The sequence below is a fragment of the Streptococcus bovismuti genome (assembly GCF_042436615.2).
In the GTDB taxonomy this organism is placed as follows: Bacteria; Bacillota; Bacilli; order Lactobacillales; family Streptococcaceae; genus Streptococcus.
Genome location: NZ_JBHMFR020000001.1, coordinates 149,078 through 171,656, shown reverse-complemented (window position 1 = coordinate 171,656; position 22,579 = coordinate 149,078). Strand labels below are relative to the sequence as shown.

Annotated in this window: 44 protein-coding genes; 5 read left to right on the top strand and 39 right to left on the bottom strand. The window is 38.8% G+C overall.

The window, feature by feature from the left end:
- Positions 1 to 2: 2 nt before the first annotated feature.
- The 36 genes from ACERDH_RS00955 to ACERDH_RS00780 form a co-directional block, all read right to left on the bottom strand.
- Positions 3 to 278 (bottom strand): hypothetical protein, encoded by a 276-nt coding sequence (locus tag ACERDH_RS00955; RefSeq protein ID WP_415741891.1) that lies wholly within the window; start codon positions 276 to 278, stop codon positions 3 to 5.
- Between the two features lie 5 nt (positions 279 to 283).
- Positions 284 to 841, bottom strand: coding sequence for a phage tail tube protein (locus ACERDH_RS00950; RefSeq protein ID WP_415741905.1), 558 nt, complete (start codon positions 839 to 841; stop codon positions 284 to 286).
- Positions 842 to 922: 81 nt separating this feature from the next.
- Positions 923 to 1,258, bottom strand: a complete 336-nt coding sequence (locus ACERDH_RS00945; RefSeq protein ID WP_415741890.1) for a hypothetical protein — start codon at positions 1,256 to 1,258, stop codon at positions 923 to 925.
- Positions 1,255 to 1,482 (bottom strand): hypothetical protein, encoded by a 228-nt coding sequence (locus tag ACERDH_RS00940; RefSeq protein WP_240148714.1) that lies wholly within the window; start codon positions 1,480 to 1,482, stop codon positions 1,255 to 1,257. The genes ACERDH_RS00945 and ACERDH_RS00940 overlap by 4 nt, the downstream gene beginning before the upstream one ends.
- A gap of 1 nt (position 1,483) precedes the next feature.
- Entirely contained in the window at positions 1,484 to 1,822 is a 339-nt protein-coding gene (locus tag ACERDH_RS00935; protein WP_000221695.1) for a hypothetical protein, read from the bottom strand.
- Entirely contained in the window at positions 1,767 to 2,207 is a 441-nt protein-coding gene (locus tag ACERDH_RS00930; RefSeq protein ID WP_415741889.1) for a phage Gp19/Gp15/Gp42 family protein, read from the bottom strand. Before ACERDH_RS00930 ends, ACERDH_RS00935 begins: the two co-directional genes overlap by 56 nt.
- Before the next feature lie 3 nt (positions 2,208 to 2,210).
- The gene (locus ACERDH_RS00925) at positions 2,211 to 2,423 is read right to left on the bottom strand and encodes a HeH/LEM domain-containing protein (protein WP_415741888.1); all 213 of its coding nucleotides are present in this window, start codon (positions 2,421 to 2,423) and stop codon (positions 2,211 to 2,213) included.
- Between the two features lie 5 nt (positions 2,424 to 2,428).
- A complete protein-coding gene (locus tag ACERDH_RS00920; RefSeq protein WP_415741887.1) occupies positions 2,429 to 3,322 on the bottom strand; it encodes a phage major capsid protein in 894 nt (297 codons plus the stop codon).
- A 12-nt stretch (positions 3,323 to 3,334) separates the two neighbouring features.
- Entirely contained in the window at positions 3,335 to 3,796 is a 462-nt protein-coding gene (locus ACERDH_RS00915) for a capsid assembly scaffolding protein Gp46 family protein (protein ID WP_415741886.1), read from the bottom strand.
- 82 nt (positions 3,797 to 3,878) lie between these two features.
- Complete coding sequence (locus tag ACERDH_RS00910) at positions 3,879 to 5,294, bottom strand: terminase (RefSeq protein WP_415741885.1); 1,416 nt, start codon at positions 5,292 to 5,294, stop codon at positions 3,879 to 3,881.
- A gap of 63 nt (positions 5,295 to 5,357) precedes the next feature.
- On the bottom strand, positions 5,358 to 5,627 hold the full coding sequence (locus ACERDH_RS00905; protein WP_415741884.1) for a hypothetical protein: 270 nt from the start codon (positions 5,625 to 5,627) through the stop codon (positions 5,358 to 5,360).
- A 54-nt stretch (positions 5,628 to 5,681) separates the two neighbouring features.
- Entirely contained in the window at positions 5,682 to 5,921 is a 240-nt protein-coding gene (locus ACERDH_RS00900; RefSeq protein WP_415741883.1) for a DUF7675 family protein, read from the bottom strand.
- Positions 5,911 to 7,302: a hypothetical protein gene (locus tag ACERDH_RS00895; protein ID WP_415741882.1), complete on the bottom strand. Its 1,392-nt coding sequence runs from the start codon at positions 7,300 to 7,302 to the stop codon at positions 5,911 to 5,913. The genes ACERDH_RS00900 and ACERDH_RS00895 overlap by 11 nt, the downstream gene beginning before the upstream one ends.
- Positions 7,256 to 8,560, bottom strand: a complete 1,305-nt coding sequence (locus ACERDH_RS00890; RefSeq protein ID WP_415741881.1) for a hypothetical protein — start codon at positions 8,558 to 8,560, stop codon at positions 7,256 to 7,258. The genes ACERDH_RS00895 and ACERDH_RS00890 overlap by 47 nt, the downstream gene beginning before the upstream one ends.
- Before the next feature lie 137 nt (positions 8,561 to 8,697).
- The gene (locus ACERDH_RS00885; RefSeq protein ID WP_415741880.1) at positions 8,698 to 9,042 is read right to left on the bottom strand and encodes an HNH endonuclease; all 345 of its coding nucleotides are present in this window, start codon (positions 9,040 to 9,042) and stop codon (positions 8,698 to 8,700) included.
- 235 nt (positions 9,043 to 9,277) lie between these two features.
- Entirely contained in the window at positions 9,278 to 9,844 is a 567-nt protein-coding gene (locus tag ACERDH_RS00880; RefSeq protein ID WP_415741879.1) for a site-specific integrase, read from the bottom strand.
- Between the two features lie 287 nt (positions 9,845 to 10,131).
- The gene (locus ACERDH_RS00875) at positions 10,132 to 10,560 is read right to left on the bottom strand and encodes an ArpU family phage packaging/lysis transcriptional regulator (RefSeq protein ID WP_415741878.1); all 429 of its coding nucleotides are present in this window, start codon (positions 10,558 to 10,560) and stop codon (positions 10,132 to 10,134) included.
- A gap of 80 nt (positions 10,561 to 10,640) precedes the next feature.
- Positions 10,641 to 11,018 carry a helix-turn-helix domain-containing protein gene (locus ACERDH_RS00870; RefSeq protein ID WP_415741877.1) on the bottom strand — a complete coding sequence of 126 codons (378 nt, stop codon included), beginning with the start codon at positions 11,016 to 11,018 and terminating at the stop codon, positions 10,641 to 10,643.
- Complete coding sequence (locus ACERDH_RS00865; protein ID WP_415741876.1) at positions 11,008 to 11,232, bottom strand: DUF3310 domain-containing protein; 225 nt, start codon at positions 11,230 to 11,232, stop codon at positions 11,008 to 11,010. Before ACERDH_RS00865 ends, ACERDH_RS00870 begins: the two co-directional genes overlap by 11 nt.
- Before the next feature lie 27 nt (positions 11,233 to 11,259).
- Positions 11,260 to 11,574, bottom strand: coding sequence for a hypothetical protein (locus ACERDH_RS00860; protein WP_415741875.1), 315 nt, complete (start codon positions 11,572 to 11,574; stop codon positions 11,260 to 11,262).
- Positions 11,571 to 11,966, bottom strand: a complete 396-nt coding sequence (locus ACERDH_RS00855) for a YopX family protein (RefSeq protein WP_415741874.1) — start codon at positions 11,964 to 11,966, stop codon at positions 11,571 to 11,573. Before ACERDH_RS00855 ends, ACERDH_RS00860 begins: the two co-directional genes overlap by 4 nt.
- The gene (locus ACERDH_RS00850) at positions 11,963 to 12,280 is read right to left on the bottom strand and encodes a MazG-like family protein (protein WP_415741873.1); all 318 of its coding nucleotides are present in this window, start codon (positions 12,278 to 12,280) and stop codon (positions 11,963 to 11,965) included. Before ACERDH_RS00850 ends, ACERDH_RS00855 begins: the two co-directional genes overlap by 4 nt.
- An 8-nt stretch (positions 12,281 to 12,288) precedes the next feature.
- Positions 12,289 to 12,741: a hypothetical protein gene (locus ACERDH_RS00845; RefSeq protein ID WP_415741872.1), complete on the bottom strand. Its 453-nt coding sequence runs from the start codon at positions 12,739 to 12,741 to the stop codon at positions 12,289 to 12,291.
- Positions 12,741 to 13,001, bottom strand: coding sequence for a DUF1372 family protein (locus ACERDH_RS00840; RefSeq protein WP_415741871.1), 261 nt, complete (start codon positions 12,999 to 13,001; stop codon positions 12,741 to 12,743). Before ACERDH_RS00840 ends, ACERDH_RS00845 begins: the two co-directional genes overlap by 1 nt.
- A gap of 2 nt (positions 13,002 to 13,003) precedes the next feature.
- Complete coding sequence (locus ACERDH_RS00835; protein ID WP_415741870.1) at positions 13,004 to 13,357, bottom strand: hypothetical protein; 354 nt, start codon at positions 13,355 to 13,357, stop codon at positions 13,004 to 13,006.
- A 4-nt stretch (positions 13,358 to 13,361) separates the two neighbouring features.
- Complete coding sequence (locus ACERDH_RS00830; protein ID WP_415741869.1) at positions 13,362 to 13,664, bottom strand: hypothetical protein; 303 nt, start codon at positions 13,662 to 13,664, stop codon at positions 13,362 to 13,364.
- Positions 13,664 to 14,149, bottom strand: a complete 486-nt coding sequence (locus ACERDH_RS00825; RefSeq protein WP_415741868.1) for a DUF1642 domain-containing protein — start codon at positions 14,147 to 14,149, stop codon at positions 13,664 to 13,666. Before ACERDH_RS00825 ends, ACERDH_RS00830 begins: the two co-directional genes overlap by 1 nt.
- A 300-nt stretch (positions 14,150 to 14,449) precedes the next feature.
- Positions 14,450 to 14,677 (bottom strand): hypothetical protein, encoded by a 228-nt coding sequence (locus ACERDH_RS00820; protein ID WP_415741867.1) that lies wholly within the window; start codon positions 14,675 to 14,677, stop codon positions 14,450 to 14,452.
- Positions 14,677 to 14,871, bottom strand: coding sequence for a hypothetical protein (locus tag ACERDH_RS00815; RefSeq protein WP_368406780.1), 195 nt, complete (start codon positions 14,869 to 14,871; stop codon positions 14,677 to 14,679). Before ACERDH_RS00815 ends, ACERDH_RS00820 begins: the two co-directional genes overlap by 1 nt.
- 14 nt (positions 14,872 to 14,885) lie before the next feature.
- Positions 14,886 to 15,656 (bottom strand): ATP-binding protein, encoded by a 771-nt coding sequence (locus ACERDH_RS00810; RefSeq protein WP_415741866.1) that lies wholly within the window; start codon positions 15,654 to 15,656, stop codon positions 14,886 to 14,888.
- The gene (locus tag ACERDH_RS00805; RefSeq protein WP_000538419.1) at positions 15,650 to 15,808 is read right to left on the bottom strand and encodes a hypothetical protein; all 159 of its coding nucleotides are present in this window, start codon (positions 15,806 to 15,808) and stop codon (positions 15,650 to 15,652) included. The genes ACERDH_RS00810 and ACERDH_RS00805 overlap by 7 nt, the downstream gene beginning before the upstream one ends.
- Complete coding sequence (locus ACERDH_RS00800) at positions 15,796 to 16,650, bottom strand: phage replisome organizer N-terminal domain-containing protein (RefSeq protein ID WP_415741865.1); 855 nt, start codon at positions 16,648 to 16,650, stop codon at positions 15,796 to 15,798. Before ACERDH_RS00800 ends, ACERDH_RS00805 begins: the two co-directional genes overlap by 13 nt.
- Entirely contained in the window at positions 16,643 to 16,939 is a 297-nt protein-coding gene (locus ACERDH_RS00795) for a hypothetical protein (protein ID WP_415741864.1), read from the bottom strand. Before ACERDH_RS00795 ends, ACERDH_RS00800 begins: the two co-directional genes overlap by 8 nt.
- 15 nt (positions 16,940 to 16,954) lie before the next feature.
- On the bottom strand, positions 16,955 to 17,275 hold the full coding sequence (locus tag ACERDH_RS00790) for a hypothetical protein (protein WP_415741863.1): 321 nt from the start codon (positions 17,273 to 17,275) through the stop codon (positions 16,955 to 16,957).
- Positions 17,276 to 17,285: 10 nt separating this feature from the next.
- Positions 17,286 to 17,576 carry a hypothetical protein gene (locus tag ACERDH_RS00785; protein ID WP_020903598.1) on the bottom strand — a complete coding sequence of 97 codons (291 nt, stop codon included), beginning with the start codon at positions 17,574 to 17,576 and terminating at the stop codon, positions 17,286 to 17,288.
- A gap of 81 nt (positions 17,577 to 17,657) precedes the next feature.
- Positions 17,658 to 17,816 carry a hypothetical protein gene (locus ACERDH_RS00780; RefSeq protein WP_415741862.1) on the bottom strand — a complete coding sequence of 53 codons (159 nt, stop codon included), beginning with the start codon at positions 17,814 to 17,816 and terminating at the stop codon, positions 17,658 to 17,660.
- A gap of 116 nt (positions 17,817 to 17,932) precedes the next feature.
- On the opposite strand from ACERDH_RS00780, the gene ACERDH_RS00775 reads away from it, so the two are divergent.
- Entirely contained in the window at positions 17,933 to 18,112 is a 180-nt protein-coding gene (locus ACERDH_RS00775; RefSeq protein ID WP_290106417.1) for a hypothetical protein, read from the top strand.
- Here the strand turns inward: ACERDH_RS00775 and ACERDH_RS00770 are convergent.
- From ACERDH_RS00770 to ACERDH_RS00760, 3 genes are read right to left on the bottom strand one after another with little or no spacing between them, the layout of a single operon-like run.
- Positions 18,078 to 18,404, bottom strand: a complete 327-nt coding sequence (locus ACERDH_RS00770; RefSeq protein WP_415741861.1) for a hypothetical protein — start codon at positions 18,402 to 18,404, stop codon at positions 18,078 to 18,080. The two genes, ACERDH_RS00775 and ACERDH_RS00770, sit on opposite strands and share 35 nt — an antisense overlap.
- 11 nt (positions 18,405 to 18,415) lie before the next feature.
- Positions 18,416 to 19,126 (bottom strand): ORF6C domain-containing protein, encoded by a 711-nt coding sequence (locus tag ACERDH_RS00765; protein WP_415741860.1) that lies wholly within the window; start codon positions 19,124 to 19,126, stop codon positions 18,416 to 18,418.
- A 3-nt stretch (positions 19,127 to 19,129) separates the two neighbouring features.
- Positions 19,130 to 19,339 carry a helix-turn-helix domain-containing protein gene (locus tag ACERDH_RS00760; protein ID WP_415741859.1) on the bottom strand — a complete coding sequence of 70 codons (210 nt, stop codon included), beginning with the start codon at positions 19,337 to 19,339 and terminating at the stop codon, positions 19,130 to 19,132.
- A gap of 284 nt (positions 19,340 to 19,623) precedes the next feature.
- Between ACERDH_RS00760 and ACERDH_RS00755 the strand changes: the two genes are divergently transcribed.
- The 4 genes from ACERDH_RS00755 to ACERDH_RS00740 form a co-directional block, all read left to right on the top strand.
- Positions 19,624 to 19,989, top strand: coding sequence for a helix-turn-helix domain-containing protein (locus ACERDH_RS00755; protein ID WP_415741858.1), 366 nt, complete (start codon positions 19,624 to 19,626; stop codon positions 19,987 to 19,989).
- 12 nt (positions 19,990 to 20,001) lie between these two features.
- Positions 20,002 to 20,385, top strand: coding sequence for an ImmA/IrrE family metallo-endopeptidase (locus tag ACERDH_RS00750; RefSeq protein WP_000136460.1), 384 nt, complete (start codon positions 20,002 to 20,004; stop codon positions 20,383 to 20,385).
- An 11-nt stretch (positions 20,386 to 20,396) separates the two neighbouring features.
- Entirely contained in the window at positions 20,397 to 21,287 is an 891-nt protein-coding gene (locus ACERDH_RS00745; protein ID WP_415741857.1) for an HIRAN domain-containing protein, read from the top strand.
- 161 nt (positions 21,288 to 21,448) lie between these two features.
- On the top strand, positions 21,449 to 22,579 hold a 1,131-nt coding region (locus ACERDH_RS00740), incomplete at its 3' end, for a site-specific integrase (protein ID WP_415741856.1).

Genomic DNA, 22,579 nt, shown 5'->3' with positions numbered 1-22,579 from the left:
GACTAGGATTTTTTTAAGCCGTTAACGGATTCAAAAACACTCTTGATTTCATCTGCCATTTTATCATTTGGCACAATACCATCTTCTTCTCTTAGATGGTCTTTAAAAGCTTCGGCTTGTTCATCTCCAAATAGAAGTTTTACAACTTTGGGGAAGACTTGACCTTTCCCTTCGTCAACTTCACCAATCAACTCTAACAATTCATAGTTGTTTAAACGACGCTCAGAAATTTCGAATTTAAAACCTGACTTCGTTTCCCCTTTGAATGTTTTACTCATTTATTTTACGCTCCTTGGATGTATTCGTAGTGAGTGTTCTCACTGTTGTCTGGTAATGCAGTGATTGTCAATTCATAGCCGATAGGTTCGCCGTCTTTATAGCTGATTTCGCCAATTTCGCTAACCTTACCACGAGGAATGACAACACGTTTCACATAGCCGTTTTTCAACAATGTATCAATAACCAAGCTATGTTCTGGCAACTCTTTACCATTGGCTGTTACAGTGATACCTGTTTCAAGCGTTCCTGAAACGTTATCTGGTCCATAGACTTCTTTCAAGACTTCAATGTTAAGACCCTCAATCAATTTGTATTTAAAGGTATCTTTCTTTTCAGTTTGAGAAGACAAGACTGTTTGTCCACCCCAAGCCTTGACTTCTTCTGACTCTGGTGAGTTCTCATTGGTCAATCCATCTTCTGAAATGTACCCTAGCGTTTTAAATGCAGCATCCAATACTGTTTTGGCATTTAGTGGTAGATTTGTTCCAGCTGGTGCAGTAGATACTGCTCCTCCAATTTTAGGCTTTGCAGCCGTTACATTTGATGCTGATGCAGTCGTCATATTCTTTCCTCCTGTTGATTCTGCATTTGGTGTTCTTACTTCTGGTGCTTCTAATTCTGGCGCCAAAACTACACCTCCTTTTTAAAAAAAATTGATGTCATATACCGCTTGATAGCGATATTGCTTTGTTTCCGTATCTGTAAAGTTGTAGTCACTATTGTGATGCACACCGCTAACTTCGTTGATTGTGATGAGATCCTCAACTACTTTCTTGACTTTCTCATTTAACTCAGCAGCCTTTTGTAAGGACGGCGCATAACTCTGAAAAGCAAATGTAGCAGAATGAACGTAGTCGCTTCCACCGCTTCCAGTCTTTTCTAAAATGACATAACTTTCAGGCATTTTCGGTTTATGCTCAAAAAAAGACGGAACATCTAACTGTCCGTCCAAAAATTTCTTTATAACTAATTCGATCATCTCATAGCCTTCAGTAAAATATTATGTTTTTTATTTCTAGCCATGCTCTTGATATCAGTCGTACTAATCTTTGCATTGGCACGTTTTTGCCCTGGAGATACAGTCAATTCAAATCCCTCACCTGCTCTACTTGCAATCCCTTGCCCTTTTTCCCTCAAAATGCCCTGCATTTCGGAAGAACGTAGCAAGGCAGACACGCCAGCCGAGTTCAATTGAAATTTCATATCACTCATAAACTTCAACCATAACCTTTCTATTCCAAGATAATGGAATCATTGACTCAATTCCCTCTTGAGGGATGCCAATCGTCCGCCATTTACGACCAAAAAACTTGACCTCACGGTTCTCCCACTTGTTAGTATCTCCTTTAGGAATACCGAGTGTATATTCCGCCTTTTTCCCAGTCAAATTCATTTGATTGATAACGTCCTCTGATGAAGTTGGGGCAACCAATACATTTTGAACCTCAATCTCAACATCACGATGAATTGGATGACCGAAATCGTCGTTACCAATTTCTACCTTGTCCACTAAAATGACAGGGATTCCTTTTAGGTAGGTCATAAATTTCAATCGCTCCATATCGTTGTTTTTTCTTCAAACCAAGCCTTTTCAGTTCGGTGTCTTTGATAAAGAGACCACCTCCAGGAACAAGGTAAGAACCACTAAACGAATAACCCAAGGCACTTTCAGAAACTTGAGTCATCGGTTCATGGTCTGTTGAGGTCATTAAGGTTCGTGCCACGATATCGACCGTCACAGACTTGGCAACACTAGCGAATGACACGCTCTCAGCTACCATATCATCAAGGTCTTTACCGACTTTTTCAGCTTCCACTCGCAAAGAATTAGATACAACTTCCAACAAAGCCTCAGCCCTTGCACGCTCATCAAATTTCAACGAGCGCCATAACAATTCCAAGTCTTCAATCTTTGCAAAAGTTCCCATAGCTTAACTCTTATTTTCCTCGTACAAGGCTACCAAATCGGATTTTTTTGAACTCTTATCGTAATCAATGCCTAATTCATCCAAACTAGACTTTAATTCCGCTACAGTCATATCTCCTCCGCTTGGTGCCGTATCTCCCACAGGCACCCAATCTCCCCCGATTAGAGAATCGGAAGAGATTACAGCGCCCGTTTTTGTATCACGGTATAAAGCCATAGGTCTTAGGCCTTAACACGAGCAAAAGCGTCTGCGTCAAGGATGCCCCAACCGATAAAGGCTTCTGCGCGCAAACAGATTTCATTGTAGGCTTTAAGATCACGGCCTGCACCGTCTGGATCACCATATTCAATGATTTCCAATGGAATATTTTCAGAATATCCCCATTTGAAGCGATTTTCAAAGTCCCCAACGATAGCATGGTCTTGGTCTGTGCTTCCTGAAATCGTCAAGTTCTTGTTTACGTCAGATTTCATTCCGAAGAATGAGTCTGGATTTTGACCAAAGCGGAACTCTGGATATTGTACGACACCGTTTACTTTAACTTTAGCAAGCGCTTGACCTGCGGCTGGTGAGATAGCAATACCTGTAACTTCTCCACCTTTTGCCACAATTGCTTGGACTGCTGTGTCAATGTTTTCATCAACTTTTGCTTCATCATAAGTTACTGTTGTACCTGTTACAACACCGTCAAAAGAGTTTGTGTCTTTAAATGAAGCTGGCGTCATACCTTTTGGCTCAAGTCCGTGAAGCGCTGCAATATCAAAAGCTTCTGCGATTTTCTTAGAAAATCCATCTGCGAATTGTGATAGATATTCAAGCTGTTTAGCTTCAGACATGTATTTGAATTCTTCAGTGATACGTGCTTGATAAACGAATTTAAGCGGTTTGATTACTTTTGAAGTGATTGTTGCTTTTCCTGCTTGCTTTTGTTCGCCTTCTCCAACAATTTGAGCGTTTCCTTCAAGGTTGAAGATGAATTGCTCTACTCCATTGAATGGAATTGGCGTTTGATTTGATAGTTTAGCAAGCACTGAGCGCCCTTGCACTTTACTGATCATTTCTTTAACAAGTTCTGGTTTAAATAGTGTTGCTGTTTTTAATGAATTATCTGTCATTTTACTTCTCCTTTATTTGTGAAAATTCATCTCTTTTAACATTTGTCGCATTTCTAGCTCTTTTCCACTGCCAACTTCTGGCTCAATGTCTTTCAATGGCGCTTGAGGTGTTACTGGTCTCATAAAGCCAGCTAGACGCTCAGCGTCAGCCTTTAATGCCTCTTCGTCAGCGCCTTGAAGACGGTCAGCCAAGTCATAAGGCAAGCCATTTTGTAAAGCGATACGAGTTCGCAAGCTAGCAGTTTCATAATTGCTTACTTGCCCCTGCAATTCAGTAATTTGAGCGTCTAATCCCGCTCTGGTTTGCTTGTCATCTTCAACAGTAGACTTCAAGGCACTGTTTTCAGATTCCAGTTCTGAAACACGTTTCTTGAGATCATCATAATCACCGAATTTTTCACGCTCACGTCTGAGACGTTCCTTCACGATGTTATCTAGCTCTTCCTGTGTTTCAATCGTTTTAAATTCAGACATCTTCATGTCTCCTTTCTCCTGCTTTCCCGGCAGTTCGGTAATTTTTTAGGCATCAAAAAAAGCAGTCTCTCAACTGCTCCTCTTAATAACTGATTTTTTGCTTTTTCTTAGGCTTAGTTGTGACACAAGCCCAATGCGCAAGCAAGGCGCTATCCATCAAAGAAATATCCATATCCGCAAAATGCGAGCGATAGCCAAAGCCACCGTTTGAACCGATGTTCCGCTTCTCACAGTTGGTTGTGATTTTCTTCAAAGAAGGTTGACCAGCATGGCACAAGGTCTTTTGATAAATCCCTTGTTCCCACATAGAGTTAGCCACGATAATTTCCTTAACCGTGGGCAATATCACGCTCTTCATGCGTTCTTTCTTCAACTCTTCATCAAGGATTTTCTGACCGCTTGCCCCATCTACTACGATAGTAGCTACATCGGCACGTTTGACAAAATCCAAGATCCAGTCATTCCCATTACGGACTGACTGACAGTCAATCGTCTCAACAAAAATCCGCTCATCTACCGTACGAACAGCAATACTTAATGCCACGTTTGCGCCATCTTGACCATATTTGACTCCAACAAACAACTTACCTGATAAATCAGGCATAGAGTCAACACACAACTCATTCCATTCCGTTTCCGAAATAGCAGATTTCTGGTTGTATTCAGGCCAATAACCCAAACGCTGAACATTATGGTCTAGCTTATCATCACCAAGCTCAGCTTCTATCTTCCGCTCATTCAAATGGTAACCCATAGAGGGATTGGAGTTATACCAGGCATCGACATCATCGATTTCTTTTTCCTCAGAAACCGACCATTCTGCCCAACCTGAGTATTTTCCTTTCCCAAAAAGGCAAGTCTTACGGTAATTTGTGAATACCGTCCCATTTGAAACAGGTGTAGGAGGTGTCCCACACATGATTGTGATTGGATTGCTACTATCCGTTACCGTATATTTCAACGCCGACTCCTGCTCAGTTGTATATTCCTGAGCCTCATCGATTACAAGAAGGTCAAAACCTTCCCCCAAACCACCATTGGATGTTCTGGTACGGAATTGTACAATCCCACCGCCGTCAAACAGTTCAATCCGCTCTTGTCCCTTGGCTCGTATAGAGCTAAAGTGCTCACCGTCCACATACCCCATTTTTTCAAGGTAACGTTTAACCTTTTCAAAAGAGGAATGAGAGGTAGATATTCGGTGGGCCGTGTGTAGGATATTTAATCCATTGTGCAGGCCCCAAAGTTCAAAAAGGTACAAGAGTTCAGACTTCCCATTACGACGAGGAATAGAGTAGCCAAATTTTTGATGCACCCACAAACCGTCCTTGTCAACCGCCATAATGGATGTTAACAAGTTGATTTGCCAAGCGTAGCAAGAAAGACCAGTCCGCTCGTATATTTCTATCGCTTCTTTCGCCTTAGAATTTTTCTTGACGTACTTTAAAATTACCGATTGAGTAGGATTCTGATTGCCAAGTTTCTTCTTCCTCGCCATTCTAATTTCCTTTCAATCGTCATCGCATGATAACCCTATCGCTGGGAGATATCGGATCACCTCCTAGATACTAGCTAAAATATTCAGATACTCTACTTCTTCGTAAGTTTCTGCAAAAATATCAGGCTTGCACGGATAAAATTCACCTTGAACTCCTTTGATAATATAATCTCCTTTTTTGGCTATCATATCACCTTCAAGTGTAGAAATCCATGTATTTCCAAGTGCATCAAACCAAATCTTATTATTTCCTGCAAAGTCAATTACTTCTTTATAGTTATTGCCGTTCCAACGCACTGCCTCAACCACAACAGGTTTCTTTCTGTACTTCATTTTCTAACTCCTTTCAAAGCATAAGAAAAGCACCCTTACGAGTGCTCTAACATATTATTTTCTATCTGAAAAGTAATCTTCCCAAAATGGATTTTCTTTATCAAAGATTTCAATCTCCTCAGAAGTCATGTTTTGAGGATAATCTTCAAAAAGGTTATAGAACTTCTTTTTATCAAATGTGATAAGCATCAATCCTTTGGCATACCATGAAGTATCAACCCACCAAGTTTTATCATCATCGTTTTCCTTGTAACAATACTCCGACCAATCCACTTCTTCGTAATCACTTTTCATATCCTTCAATACCTTTCATTTGTTTAGATTCAGCTGTGTTAAGGAAACTCAATATGTTATGAAATTCAGGATTGTCTTTTAATGAATTTACGTCAATAAGATAGCTATCTACATCATATTTACGTCCCCTTACAGCATGAGATTTCTGAGCCTTAAATCTTTTTTTCAAAACAGTTTCATCAAATGGTTTAAACCCATTTACAATTTTTGATTGAAGCTCCAAATATTCAACTAGATTATCATTTTTCCTAATGATTGCAGCATGCCTACCTGTTGCCAAGTAGTATTCATTACCGTTTTCTACATTTTCCAACAATTCCTTTGTAGCTTTGAAATCATTTGTGTTTTTTGCGACATGCATCTTAACACCTGGTAGGTTTCCAATCATATTGATTCTGCTATTCCTAGAAAAGAAATCGCAACTCTCTCCACCTCTAAAATCTAGAACAGTATATCCACCTTTATTCCCTATATAAGCGAATGCGGCTGATGAACAAGAGCCTTTTGTCTTATCTCCACCACTAATCGCTTGAATAATTTCTTCTTCGGTTAATTTTTTAGGGCTTTTCGTTATAGGGTTTGAAGTTATACCTATTTGAAGAGCAAGCTTTCTAACCTGACTGACTTCAGGTTGTATTCCGATGTTCTTTCTTGTTTCAATTTTATCACTTTTGTCACTTTTACTCCATGTCTTACTCCAAACATTTTGTTTTTTACCAGATTTAGGATCATAATCAACAGTGCATCGACAATGTTGGTGTCTTCGATAAATATCCTTTGGAACTCTTGGGTATTTGTAAGTACCTTGAACCTCCTGACACCATTCACAACAGTGATAAGCTGATTTTCTTACAATCTCTGGTTGCAAGCCAGATTTATGATGAAATTCCGCATTTTTCTGGATGCTATCATCAATTATCGATTGAGTAAAGTTCACAATAGGCTCTTCTAATAGCCAACGAACATCATCAAAACTTTCCTCACTGGCTAAACGATTGACCAGACCATCAATTCGGTCTTGATTCAATTCAGGAACCTGAACAGCTAACCCAATTTTAGCCTCAGAGTTCAAATTCTTCTGAACTTGCTCAGTATAATCACTCACAAGCTCATGATTTCGCCCCAGAACGTCCATCAGCACACGTTGAGCGATATTGTAATACATTTTTCCGTCTGGTAGCGTTTCGTTCGTTAGAGAGACTCCCAGAACCTTAGAAAGTATCTCCCCAACTTCAATAGCATATTGATTAGCGTCCAAATAACTTGCCTTGCTATGATGTAGCTTAGACAGCAAGTCTTTCAAGACCTCACTGTCCAACCTAGCGCCTTCAAACTCAGACTTGATTTTCTTGAGCAGGCTCGGAACGATATCCTCCACCATCTGTACCCTCCTTCACCACTGGAGCAGGCTTGTCTGACCCTTTAATACCAGTCAAGTCACGGATGGTTTCAGCATCCATATAGCCAGGCACCGCTTGATTCAGTTTGATAACACCGTCACCAATCAAAGTCAGCATGTTAGCGTCCGCCTCAAACAAAGGCTCCCACTTCACGACCGTTTTATTGAACTGTTTCCTCAAATACGGAAACTCATCTCGTAAACAAGTAGCCACATAAGCCACATTCAGCAAACCAGAGCCCAGAGAGCGTTGTGCCTTCCGACCAGCTAACCGCAAGTTCTCATGACTAGCCTTGATAGCTTCAACGGATGACGGATTTTCAGAAACAAAACCAAGATCATCCAAGGTCAATCCCATCTCCCCAGCAAAGCCAGCTGCTGCAGTCCGTAACTGCTCAGTAAAAGGAGACATGCTGGATGTGGTGAATTGTCCCACATTCGGCTTGTCTCCCTCATCATCTTTGGTAAAGGTCAGCAAGCTGGATACAGTCGCTTTCCAAGTATCAATCGCCTCAGCATCTTGACTCAATCCCAACACATACTTCTGAGGGAATGAATAGAACTCGGCAGTAACATCTGACCGCTCAAGCGTTCGTTTAGCATATCTCTGATAGTACATCCCAGCCCGAGTAATTCGTGACCGACCAAACGGCCGAACCGCATCAGGTCTATGAATGACTGGCACCAGCAAAGGAACACCCGTTGGATTTCCTATTGCAAACGGCTTTCCATCTTTCGGATAGAACCAAGTCACATTACTAGCGAAGTAAGCCTCAAGCACTGCATAGCCATTTTCATCTCGCTTCAGTACTGCATACCCCTCAGTCAGCAGGCCAGTGATAGGATCCAGAACACCAGTCGCATTACTTGCTTCAATGACCTGCAACCGAGGAGCGTCATCGTCGTCTCCTTGCGAGATGTAGACAAAACAACACGACCCAATCAGAGCTGAAAGGATCGCGCTATCAAAGAATACATCTGGATTGTTCTGAGCAAAGATTTCATTTGCCCCAAATTCGTCGTTAGCAAACTCACGAAAGACCAAACGGTCTGCAAGACTGTCAACACCCTTAGCAGCCCAACCTAAGACTGCTCGATATTGTTGCCTAATTTGAGGTGGTATCGTAATACCAACATCTATATCATTGTGTTGCATAGCATACTGATTGTATCTAGTATCTACACCCATTTTATAGTTGGCTAACTTCTTCCTGAGATAGCCCATACCTTTCAATGTCATTTTATACAACTACCTTTCATTTCCCGCGAGAAAAAATGTACAGTGACGGTGTGAAGCCCTGAAGCACCGAGGGGGAGGGGGTCATCCCCCCACCTTGGCAGGACCGCTCGTCCTTTTTTTAATCACGCTTTGTTTTTTTAACCCTTGTACTTAAACCAATCTGTACTCTGTGGCAAATTCCTATTGCCAATTATTTTAGTTCCGTTTGTCTTCTCGTCAGCATATAGCTTGTCAGACTTCTGTCTATTGCATTGCCAATGCGCCAATTGCAAGTTAGCTATGTCAGATGGATGTCCGTTCTTATTTACTGGAACAATGTGGTCAATGACTGGACTTAATGGATGAGGATATCTCAGGTCTTTATCTACAGGCTGGCCACATATCCCACAAGTGTTTCTTGTCTTTAAGATAATATTCTTGTTCTTCTCAAAGGCTACTCTATGTGGTCCACTACGGTCCGCTCGGAAGGGGTTGGTATTCATCTAAGGAGGGGGTCCTTTCTTTTAGGTGAGGGGGGGTTGGTATTCTCAAATATACCCCCTCGGTATCTTTCAAAACAGGGGTGTTTTTAGTGCACCCACCCCCTCTTGTATTTAACATATCTTATATTCTGTTAAATAAAATTAAACAACTTCAAAACCAAGAGTGCCATGGCTTTAACTATATTTTTCTAAAAACTAATTTACATTTTCTCATTATGTAAAATAAATAGGTTATTTAATAGTCAAATGATAGTATACTCTGGTCAAGTTCGTCTTGACTGTACCCGATATATCCTAGTGTGATATCTGGTGTAGAGTGATTGAATATCTTTTGAAGGATAGCTACATTGCTATTCTTTTTGTAATGATGATATCCAAATGTCTTCCTCATTGAATGAGTTCCTATGTGATTCAATCCTACATACTTAGCTGCGTCTTGCAGTATTTGATAGACCGCTACCCTTCCAATGTGTGTGATACGAACACCATCTGTTCTCTTTTTCTTTTTACTTGGAAAGAGATAATCGTACTCTGCTAACTGATTATCTTTAATGTAGCGATTGATTTCTTTTCTGAGGGGTGGGCTGATTGGAAAATACCTTATCTTCCCTGTCTTTTTCTCTTTTAGTTCAATCCTATCAGCGATTACTTGTTTAACTTGAAGAGGTACTATGTCGCTCACTCTTAGGCCTGAATAGATTCCAAACATAAACAAAATATAGTTTCTGTCGTTTTTGTTCTTCAAGTAATCTTTGATTCGTTCAATGTCATCTAGATCACGAATTGGTTCTACTTTCTTCATGTACCTCTCCTTTCTACATAAAAAGCCACTGGTCGTGGCATTAAATATGACAGTAGCTGGAATTGAACCAGCTGGTCTAGCAGTAAAACGCACGCTTGGTAAAAGTTTCAAGGAGACCCAAACAACCTGCTAACCTGTCCTTACTGTCTAAGAGGCAAAAGCCTCTGCATTTGTAGGAGTCCTCATGACTGTGTGTTCCCAATCATTGGATAATACTATTTTAGCACCTTTTTCCGCTCCAATTCTCCCAAGATTTTCCCAGATTTCTCCCAAGATTTTCCCAGAAATCACTTGTAAACTAGAAGGTTGCTTGCTTGATAGGACTCCGCAAACTCTAATAGAGCTTTGTTCAATATCCGATAATATTCACTAGATGAGTAGCCTAGTTCTGAATAAATGCTATAGTCTTCCTTCTTCTTTTTCCTGCAATATCGTTCAACAAGAATACGTGTGTATTCTAAATCGGAAAGATTGTTGATTGCTTTAGCGATTAGCTCTAGGTCCTGCTGAGCTGACACTCTACGCACAACCATACTTTCTACCTGCTTGCTTGTCTTGCCACTTGATGATCTTGGTTCAAGCGAGTAGGATATTGTTATTTTGGGGGCGTATTCTTCTCCAGCTATCCGTCTCAGGCGACTGTATTTTTTAAGGACTTTGATAGCTTCCTTTCTGGTTTTCTTTTCATCAATGATATCCAATAATTCTATTTGCACACGAACTCCTCCTCATGATATAATAGTGTTAATGATTTGTTGCTATAAGGGTCAGCCGTGTGCTGGCTCTTTTTTTATATCTAAATCCCAAAGAAAGTACAGATATCTTCCGCCTCACATTCAGAAATTTCCAAACCTCTCTCCCAGTTTCTTATGGTTGTTTCATAATACCCCAAATGCTTTGCTAATTCTGTACGAGTAAGTCCTTGTTCCAAACGTTTTTCTTTCAAGAGCGCATTGATATTCCCTACCTCACACTTCTTGAATAAGACATCTTTATCTAATCCTAACTCTTTTGACAGACGTTCTTTCTGACGATCACTTGGTATCAGACCTTGTTCCCAATTTGAAAATGTCCTTGGACTAATACCAAATCTCTTTGAAGCTTTTCTTAAAGACAGACCTTTACCAATTCTCCATAATCTAATCTGTTCTGAAAAAAATTTACTATTCTTCATGCTCCATCTCCTCAATCAGCCAGTCAAGGTTCTTTCTGGCTTTTTTTAGGTCTTCAAGCCCGTTTTTCTTTTGATGTCGTAGTATGTACTTCAAACTATTACCCATATAGAACCCTTTCATTTCCTCGTCTGTCATGAAGTTCCTCAAAACATCGATAGATTCCATACCATGTCTGCCTTGGTAGTGGCTTGGGTTGTTTATATTGTCATTCATGTTAATTCCTCCCGTAATGTTTTTTTGCTACCATGTAATATGGATTTGCTTATTGACTATGTGTTTTTCACCAGTAAAAATATTTTTGCCATAAGTCAAATGAAACTTTACCTTGAAACCATCTCCTAGCAATTCCTTGATTTTTTCAAGTGTCCTTTCGTCATCCAACCTGCGTCTAGTATATTCATCTCTGACTTTTAAGACGCTCATCAGATGGCCCGTATAGCCTTGTTCGGCTGATTTTTTAATAACTTTTTCCAAGTTATATTTTTTAAAGTAACGCTCAAACCATTTGCTATGACTTTCAGAACTCAATTGCTGTACCTCATCGAATAATGTCATTTACCTTCCTCCAAAAGCTCTGGGTTTTCGTAGATATTACCGATAATTTCACATTTCATGTAAGCTAAATAAAGAGGTTTCCATTCTGTTTTTCGATTTTGTAACTCATCTACAAATCTGTAAATAAAACTTGCATAAGATCCATGCCATCTTACAAGCGCTTTTCTGCCTTTGTAATCAAGGATATCCCCCTCAAAGATTTCCTTGCCGTTCTTGTCCTTGAGTCCTGTTGATTGCATGAGTTTAACTTCATCAAACTCAACTGACATTTCTGTATATCTTTCAGTGTCTCCTTGTTGGCAGATATCCACGAACTTGCTATCGAACGAAATATTAGTAACGTCACACATCCATTTTAACGACTTCATCCACGCTCTAAATTTCGGTATCATCCCAAATCCTCCTCTTTGACAAACGAGCCGTCTACCATCTTACCCTTTCGGTCTTTAATCTCATTCCAAGCCATCTGGAAGCACTCAGCGATAGACCAACCTTTCTGCTGACAGTAGATAGTCAACACTACCAAAATATCACCCACGGCATCCTTGCCCTCATCATCTCGTTTCTTGAGATGCGCCTGCGCCAGTTCGCCTGCTTCTTCAAATAACTTCAATGCCTGAGCCGTGCTATTGTCGGGATTGTCTAACCCTCGTTCTTTTGCCCAATGCTCAACATGATGCGCTAATAATTCCATGTTTGTTGTCATGATAACTCCTATCTTTTCGTTAATTTTGGTAAAATTTCATTTACGATGAATATATAATTTGGTGCAAGAGTTACTTTTAAAATAATTGCAACAACTAATGTTATCAAGCTTGCGCTCGATGAAATGCAACTAATTTTTAGTACTGGTTTAAGGTCCTTTCTTTTCCGTTCAATGCGTTCTAATTTAATTTCTTCTTCACTTTTACCTCTAAATTCGTTAAAGACGATACCACCATCATAAGTAAAATATATGAGAGTTGAAACTGTCAAAACTACTAAAGAAACAACCAGTATTGCAATTGATATTATTTGAAAAAGACTGAAAACATCATAAAACATCTTTTCTTTAAGAAGCTGTTCGTAAATCTGTGGTGCATTCCCTTTAAATGTTGTAAGTAAAGAACTTACTTCATCTACTGTCATATTTAGCATTTTTGCTAAAGCTTGTAAAATATCATCCATTATAGTAAAACCTCATCTCCAACTTTCACTTTATCCCACTGTTCTCTAGTGACTACGAAAATCCCATAATCTCTAATAGTCACTGTGTATAACTTCCCGTGTCGTCCTTTTTCGACGACTTTACCGAATATCTCAGCGCCTGCGTTATCTGCCTTGTAGACAACCATCGGGCGCTTTTCTTCTAGTTCTGCAATCTTATCCATCTGCCAGATGTTCAATCCAGCAGATAGCAGAATCCAGATAGCTATGAATCGTTTCATGTTCACTCCCTGTAATTATTGTAAATTTCAATAGCTGGAATTGATTCATTATCAATAGCAGAAGTAATTATTAGCTCACTTCCAACTTTTTTCTGAAATTCTAGTAACTCCTCTATCGAATTGATTTCGATAAAATGCCCCTCTGCACCGTTCGGGAATTCTCTTTGTATTCGACCTTTAGACGTTTTATGATTAACTCCTTTAGAAAGCCAACTGCCTTCTATCCTAGAAAATCGCTTATCAAATTCTTCAAATGTCGAACAGCCTCTAACTTCTATTTTTGTGTATTTTTTAATCACGGCGTTAGGGATTCGATTTTCAACCCACCCGCTTGTGCTTGTTAGTAAAAATTCCATCACTTCACCTCCTTACTTTTTTTGAATTCTTTCGTTTAAAGACTGGGTTATGTTTTTCTTTTCCCTTCTGTTTATGGTAATTATTGTCTTTATCAAAAACAGAGTTTTCATCTCTCATAATTTTTTTCACAACATATGGATTCATTGCCTCTTTTTCCTTTTTCTTTGGTTTTACATTTATTTCTAGAAAGAAAGATTGATTTGGAATTTCAAGTGCGAAAGTTGTTGTATTGTTATCAGGAGAGTTTAAAATATTACCAATTTCAAGAATAAGCTCAGTAATACTACTTCCAAGCGTTAATGTCATCACTCCACCTCCTCAATCTCAATCCCTGGGCAATCGAACACCCAGCCTAAGTTGGCATCTTCTAATTCTTTGCGGGTGAATTTAGACCTTAATCTACTTTGTAAAAATCCCAAGAAATCCTCGTCTTTAACGCTCACAAGATACTGATCTACTGCTTTGATTTTTACAAAATATTTCTTCTCTTCCTCGACATCGTAGCCGTCCAGCCAAGCGCGAGCGACTAAATCAATTCGTCCTTTCTCTAGAAGGTATTTAGTTATTTCAATATTCTGGTACTTATAACTGAAAAATTCAGCTACTGTTTTACATGTTTTTTTCGACTCCTCAATCCAATCCGCCACAAACTGCGGAACCTTGACTGGTTGCGGTTCGTCTAGTTGTTCAAAGATTTCTTTAACATCTTCCCACCAAACTGCATAACCTTGAAAATTGCCAATTATTGTTTTTCGTTTTTCAAATTTATCAATCAATTCCTGCTTATTCATTTTCCAACTCCTTTATTTTCTTCTTGCATCCTTTCACTTTCTTTTTAAGCAAGTCACGTTCCTCAGACCTGCTAAAAGCAAGTGATTTGACACACGGCTCAGATAGTTCTACTATCCTTGCCTCCGTCTGTTCTATTGTACGTTTCAGTCCGTCGATGACTGTCTGTTTGCTATAATCCATGTTTTATCTAACCTGTTTTTAAAAAATCCAGCTCTTGCCCCTCATGGCTCAAAGACACAAGAGCTAGCAAATTCTTTATACGTCATTCGTCCAAGTCTGACGCATATTCTAGCTCGCTTTTAACGTGGTTCGCGGCACGTTGATTTTGTTGCTAAGTAATAGCAATCTACAGCACCATAATCAAAACGTACATCGTCTTTTCCGATGTGTTTCTTGAATTTTGGTCTGGTAATACCTGAGAAAGCCCACTGATGATCTTTCATCTGTTCGATAAGTTCATCCACATTGTCAAACCTCCCAAGAAAAAACTTGCAGTGCCCGTTGTAGACGAAGTAAAGCTCTAACATCACTCCACCTCGACAGGGTAAAAGTTCCCAAAGGAACCCCTCAAAGCCTTGCCAACTTGTAAGGCTGCCGCCCGAGAGATAAACCGCAAGGCTTTCTTCTCCTCGGAACATGAAATGTCTAAGCCAGTTGCACCAATAATTGCAGACATCAGAAAGGGCTTGTCCTCTCTTGTACCATGCTTTAAAATAAACATCAGCCACCTCCATTCTAAAAATATTGCTTCCGCTTGTTTGTCAAGTCGTTGAAAACCATCAAATGGTCTTTATCCACACCCTTCATTAGTCTGGACATAAAGGGTCTGCCATATCTTTTCTGAATATCAGCAGAAGTCAAATTCGTGGTAATGATTGTATTTGAACGCTTATTCAGGATATTGTAGAGAATAGTAAACGACCATTCACTATCTTTCTCCATGCCCAAATCATCCAAAACCAAGAACTTAGCACTAGCAATTTTATTGACCAGAAACTCTTCCTGACTAAAATCAGCTTTAATCTTCATCAACAAGTCAGTCACGTTGATGAAAATAGCAATCTCTTTCGTGTACTCAGATAGAGCCTTAACCATAGCAAAAGCCAAATGGCTCTTACCTGTCCCAGCTTCTCCTTGTAGCACGATGTTGTTCCTAGCACCCTCAGACCACTCACGACAAATCCTCTTTGCAAAAGCTAGCTTTTCCGCTTCTTTTTCAGTGGGTGTCTCAAAATTGTCCAAAGTCGCATTTTTCAAAACCTCATCATAAAGAGAAAACTTCTCAAGATAATATTTCCTCTCTCGCTCATTCTCAGCGTCAGCCAGTTCATTCACTCTTGCTTGGTTTTCCTCATGAATCCGCTCAGATTCACACATGCGACATACAACACTCTCAGTCCTCAATATCTTTATCAAAGGTATGTTGTGCTTTTCGCAAAACTCATCTTGTTGTTCTGTATTCCTGTGATAAGATAATGCAATTTCCTCAAACACATTGTCTACCATGACAGACGACCTCCACATTCATGCCAGCTAGCCATTTCAGACAAGCAGGCAACCACTTGATGAATAGGCTGGTTGGCTAAAAGAGTTTTCTTCTCGTAGCTCAACGGATAATAGTCAATCTCGAATTGTTCAATTAGTTCTAGTACCCCCATTCGTCCTTGGCCTCCTGTTCTGATGTTTTATCGTTTTGTTGTCCTGGACGACTGTAATTCTTCCCCTCTTTATATTTACGGTCGTCCTCATCTACCTGTTCAATCGATGTGAAACCTTTCTTTTTCCAACTTTCAAGAATGGCTATTAGATAATTGAAACTAGGTTTGTGTGACCCTGAAGTTTTCTCGACTGCACGGTTCAACATATCAAAACTCATTCCATCAAGTCCCACATAATCAAGTAACTGTTGATGCGACTTATTAGTTAGATGGATTCCGCTATTTTTTAAACTTTCAGAAAGGTTGGAACTAATCATCACCTTATTATTAATTATCTCTTTATCTTTATCTAATTCTTTATCTTTATCTAATTCTTTATCTATTGCGTTACCAAGCGTTACTGTAACGTTATTCATAACGTTATCAGTAACGTTACTTTCATTGTTCTGTGCAAGTAATTTTTGTTTTTGTCGATGACGTGCGGCTCTATTTCGATTTTGCTCTTTTATTTTTTCCATGCCGTCAATGTTCTGATGTTTCTCCCAATTGGGTAACACTATCACTCCATCGATTTTTTCAACCATTCCAAACTTTTCAAAAACCTCAAGAGCCATACGAACTGTATTCAACGGACGATGGAATGTTTGTGCGAGCGTTTCATCGGTGTATATAATGTTTTTAGAAATGGCTAGTACGCCTTTTCTATTCAATTTTCCTGCTAGTGTTATAAGTTTGATCCAGATTACAATAATGGCGTCACGATCAGGTAAGGCATCAATTAGACACATCTTTTCATCGTCGAAAATATCCGTTGTGATTTTTATCCACTTGATTTCAGACATAGCGAGCCCCCCACTTCCTACGGTTTGCACGGTACTTCATCCGCATATCCTCATAGATGTGCCTGCCTTCTAACTCTAGTTTTTCAAGCTTGAGCAGACGATTTTGAGAGACTACATCACGATAGTCCTTAGCTAGTTTTTCATAGTCCGTTAGGTATTCTTTGATGAGTGATATTTTTCTATTCTCGTCCTCTAAATATATTTCAAAGTCAGACTTTTCTTCATCAGACGATAACATTTCTTTATTCACTCTTTCATGCCACAACAGCCATTCAATCAATTCTTCCATTTCCTGACCTCCTCATTACAAAAATCTGATTGCAGATTTTTTAGGCTCTGGCAATGCCAAAGGTTCTAGACGCAATCCTTGAGGCGGTTCGTTGTCGTATGTAAATCCCTTGAACGGACGACGAATATTCTTGCGAATTTCTTGGCGTTCTGCCTCTCTACCACGTTCGTATGCATGGTTGTACCCTTGGATAATCATAGACGCAAATTCTTGCTCTTCTCGTCTCTCCTCTTCCTTGCGTTGTTCTTGCAATTTTATATGACGGCAAGCCCCTGCAAATCCAATCAGCAAAGCTCCAACACCCATTAACTGGTCTAAAATCGGTGGTTCAAACATTTTTATCTCCTTATGCTCTTAATTTTCGTACTTCTTTTTCTAATTCCAAAATTTCATAAACATCATTGACATCGTACATAATATCTTTCCCTTGCTTACGAAATCTTAATCCTTTGCGTTCTAACTTTTTGATATAGCCATGAGTGAATCCAAACTTCTTCATCAAAGCCTGTTGATTGATTGGCATGCGATCATTCTCTAACTGCTCCTTGACTTGCTTTTCAGCAAAGGCCAATAATTGATTCGTGAACAATTCAGCACTTTCGCCGTCCAATCGTAATTGTAACGTTATACCTTCCATTTTCTACATCCTCTCAACTATGCGGGCAAGCATTTTTGTGATATAATGGTTTTAATTATTTAAGTATGCGCCTGATTGCCGTCAGGTGCTTTTTGTTTGAAAAGTTTTACTTTCCATCGCCCTGAGTTCTATCTCATGGCTGACTTGTTTTAATAGCTTTTCACACGCTATTTTAGCTTCTCTGTACGTTGTAGATTCGCTGATGAAGTAATCAGCAAGTTCAATGATTTTATCTTCCATTCAACCTCCTATATCAGTCTCAAGACTGATGTAATATCCTCCTAAATTGCTATAATAATTTTGACTAGGACCTCTCACTGTTTTAGTCAAAATTCCATCAGAAAGGAGGAGATCTAATGACACTATCTGACAAAGAAATCGCTTTAGAACTTACAAAAATTACCGTCGAACACTTTAATACTCGAGTTGCACATAGTGTTCCAAAGTCTGGATTAACAGAAGAAGCCATTGAACAATTCTACAAGCGATTCTATGAAACTGTTACGAATTTAAAAGACGATCATCCAGAATCGTAACATCTATTTGGAGCACATCTTCTGGATGTGCTTCTTTAATGCGAGCTATTTTTCCAATAGCTTCATCTACAGAAGTACTTCTTAAATAAATCTTCAGTTTTGCCATCCCTCTGTCTTCCTTTCTATTTTTTCTGTCTATCTTTCTGCTATAATTAAATCCGAAATTGATAGGCTTTTTCTGTAAACGCTCAAGAAAACTAGTATTTTTTGAGAAACTTTGCACCAACTTTGGGTCTGCCTTTACAAAGGTGGACTCTTTTTTCCTACTATACGGATATCGTCTTGGTCTCATTTTCTTTCCTCTTACGCTTGACTAAAAGTGTTCAGTTCCATAATCTTCATCTTGGTATTAGTGCTTGGCTCCCACGTCATCCAGTAAGCAAGAGCAGCTTCCGCAAACTTCTTCGGTAGCAAATCATAGCGACTAATGTTGAAGTGGTCTTTAAAGTCAACCTCAGCTTGTCTAAAGACCGACTGAGCAAAAATCTTATCGGCATAAGCTGGGCTATCAATACCACCCAGGCATGCCACAACCCTAGCCTTTCTCTTCTTCAGTAGCGATTGAGCATAGCTTGGATGAATCGGTTGCTCGCTCTTGAGATAGTCGATGTCTTCTAGCATGGTCGCTTGTTGCTCACGCAATTTCTTTTGTCCAGTAAATAGAGCAATGAAAGCATCCTCGTCTAGATCCTCACGAATAAATCCGCCTTGTTTTCGAATAGCTGGCAAGACCTCTGATGTCACCCAGCGCTTAAACTCTTTTGCTTGAGGTAATTTGCTGGATAAGATAAGAGAGTAAAGACCAGATTCGTTGATAACTGTCTGATTTCTCATTTGACCTGCCGTCGCAATTTGCGACGTTAGCTTATCATCTTCATCAACGTGTTTTGCCAATGCATCTCTTGAATTTACATATCCAAGAATCTCTGCTATATCTTTCCCGACAAACCACGGCTCGTCATCAATTGTCAAAGTACGGACTTCCTGCCCGTGAAAATTAAAAATTTCGTTCATATCCTACTCTCCTAACTCAACCCAAGTTTCATCAATTCCTAAAACGTCACAAACTCGGTTTTTTAATTTATCGCTGCCTTTACCATATTTCAATAAGTCTGAAATGGTAGGTTTCTTCACTCCGCACGATCGGGCGAGATGTGTTTGTGTCATTCCTTCAGAATTCAGTTTATCCTTAACTAACTGAATCCATTTTTGCTGTTGTTGGCTCATTCCTGACCTCCTTTTTAAAAAATTATCTAAAAAGTTAGCGAACTGCTTGACAAATTCTAAAACTAGTTTTAGAATATAGACATAGAGAAAAGACTTACTAAAAGTAAGGTTCTACCTAGAAAACGGACGCCAATCAGTTTTTGTTAGGCTTTATTTTTCGGTTGTCTTGTTCGCTAACTCTTTAGCTTACGAATACTATTTTAAAACTAGTTTTAGAATTTGTCAAGAGTTTTTATAATTAATTTTAAATTTTTTTCGTAATGCTTAGAAAGGTTGAAATATCAATGTTCTTAGCATTTGACAGAATTAAAGAACTGGCTGATAAACAGAAAATTTCTTTAAATATTTTAGAAGAAAAGTTAGGATATAGTACAAATTATCTTTATAGTCTAAAAAAAGGTAACCCAAAATCTGACAGACTACAAGAAATAGCCGATTATTTTGGTGTTAGTACAGACTACCTATTAGGTCGTACTGAAAATCCTAATCTTGCAGATGATACTAAAGAGTATGCGTGGCAAGGGAAAGTTCTAAATGTTGAAGAAATGGCATCTAATGTCATGATGTTTGGTGGCCGAGAATTAACAGATGAAAAGAAGAAAATCATCCAGTCTATCATTGAAGGTTATCTCAAAGAAGCTGGTGATTAGAGGTACTGCTTAGTGACCGAAAAAGAAATTATAAGTCATTTTCAGGTTCGCATTGTCGATTTTGACGGTGAGCTAATACCTGATGAACTTGGATTTTACGAAAAAGAAACCAATACAGCTTTCCTGTCTAATAAGCTCAGCAAGAAAGAGAGAGTTAAAGTACTACTGCATGAACTCGGACACAAAGACCACACACGCTCAGAGTACCAGAACGCTCGCCTACGCTGTGAAAACGAAGCTGATAGGAATATGATCCATCATCTCGTAAAAGACGCACTAGAAAGCTTAGATGACCCCACAGAGTTTGATTACCTCAAATTCATGTCCTACTACAATCTAAAAACCGTGACAAATGAAATCATGGTAAAAGAGGAATATAAGTCTCTAGTTGGATAAAGGAGAAAGTTATGAAAATAGGAATGAGAAAACCGAGTCTGACCAGAAGTTTAAAAGCTAGAACTACTAGTAAATGGAAAAGACAGGCTAAAAAAGCTATTATCCCTGGCTATGGTAAGAAAGGGATGGGATGGGTTAAAAATCCAAAGAAAGCTATGTATAACAAGGTCTACCACAAGACAACATTTGGACTATCAGATTTGTTTAAACCATCTAAAAAAAGGGCGAAAAATAACAAACAACCTCTACAATATGATTCTTCAAGACAACACACATCTAATAAGAATAAGCGAGGTTCATTTATTTTTCTAATTGTCTCTTTAATTTTACTGTTCATAGTTCCTCCTTTGGGTGTGCTTCTTCTACTTGTTAACTTTTTCGTTTTTATAATTAAATATTTTTCAAGTAAGAAACGAAAAGTCACTTCTAGCAATCCATCTGTAGATAAAATTATGTTCCATGAAGATTTTTTGTTGATGGGAACAAATTATCATAAAGAAGAAGCTGAGATTGCTGCTGATTTTCTTTCTGAAGGTGTTCACTATTTCGGAAAAGATAACAAGAGTTTGAAATCTTATATGCTTGAAACATATAAACCAGTTTACAAATACAATAAATTAAAAACAGTAGATGTTCATCTACTGCCCGAACCATCAAATCCTCACGACCAAAACGCTATTCAAGTTTTAGTAAATAATATTTTTGTTGGATATATACCAGCTTCAATTGCGGCACAAATTTCAACTTACATAGCTAATCCGAACTACAGATATGATGCAATTCTTACAGGTAGAGGTGGACCTTATAAAACAATTGATATTGAAACTGAGCGAGTCATTTCTCGAGAAAGTGACCTAACTTATTATTTAGATTTAACAGTATGGCATCTAGCTGAAAAATAAAAAAATCCCCACACTCTCCGACGGCAATCTTGAGTGTGAGGATTCAACTTTCCATCAAGCAAGCAATGGAAAGGATGATAAAAAAATACAACTATAGTTTATCATAAGTTCTGCACCTTTTCAACTATGCGGGCAAGCAATCGAAAAGAAAGGACTTTTTTATGATAAAAAAATACATTACAAAAAAAGGAGAGACTAGATATCTCTTTCAAACATATCTGGGCATAGACCCTGCCACTGGCAAAGAAAAACGCACAACACGCCGTGGTTTTAAAACCATCAAAGAGGCCAAGGCTGCCGAACGTGACCTTCTCTTAGATGTTGAAGAGAATGGTTTTTCAAACAATGAAGATTTCCAGAACCCTACTTTTGCTGAAGTCGCTGAGTTGTGGCTTGATAGCTATAAGAGTACTGTAAAACCAACAACTTATCAGAATACTAAGAAGAAACTTGATGTTATGATTGACTCATATTTTACAGATATGAAGATTCAACAGATCAGTGTAGCTTATTGTCAGAAGGTTGCTATCAAGTTAAGTAATCGCTATATCCTATATGCCAATTACTACTCTGTAATCAGTCGTATTTTCAAGTATGCCACTTCTATTGACATTATTAAGTCAAATCCCTTAGACAAGATTATCAAGCCTAAAAATAGGCCATTAAAGGGCAAAGAAAACTACTATACAAAACAGGAACTAACCGAGTTCCTTAAAGTTTACAAAGCAAATTGTAAACCTGTAGACTATACCTTTTTTCACTTACTTGCTTTTTCTGGATTGAGAACTGGAGAGGCTATTGGACTCATGTGGTCAGATGTTGATTTTGAAAATAAACGGTTAAGCATTTCTCGGACAGCTGTTGTAATTGGTGACAAGCAAACTGTTCAGGATCCTAAAACCAAAAGGAGTAAGAGGGTTATCACTTTAGATGATGAAACTCTGAATGTATTAAAACTCTGGAAACGTCAGCAAATAAAAGAATATTTCCAGGCTGGTGTGCCTTATAAACATGATTCGAATTATATCTTTACGAATAGTTTCGGAGGATGGATTTCGCCTTCAGCTGTGAAAGAGAGACTTAGAAAATTCTTTTTTGAACACAACGATATCAAAAAAATCACTCCTCACGGATTCAGGCACACACACGCTTCTCTTCTCTTTGAAGCTGGTGTTACAGCCAAAATCATTTCGGACAGATTAGGTCATAACAATGTCCAAACCACTCTTGATATGTATACCCACATCAATGACAATCAACGTGTTGAAATCGTGGATCAGCTTATGGATTTC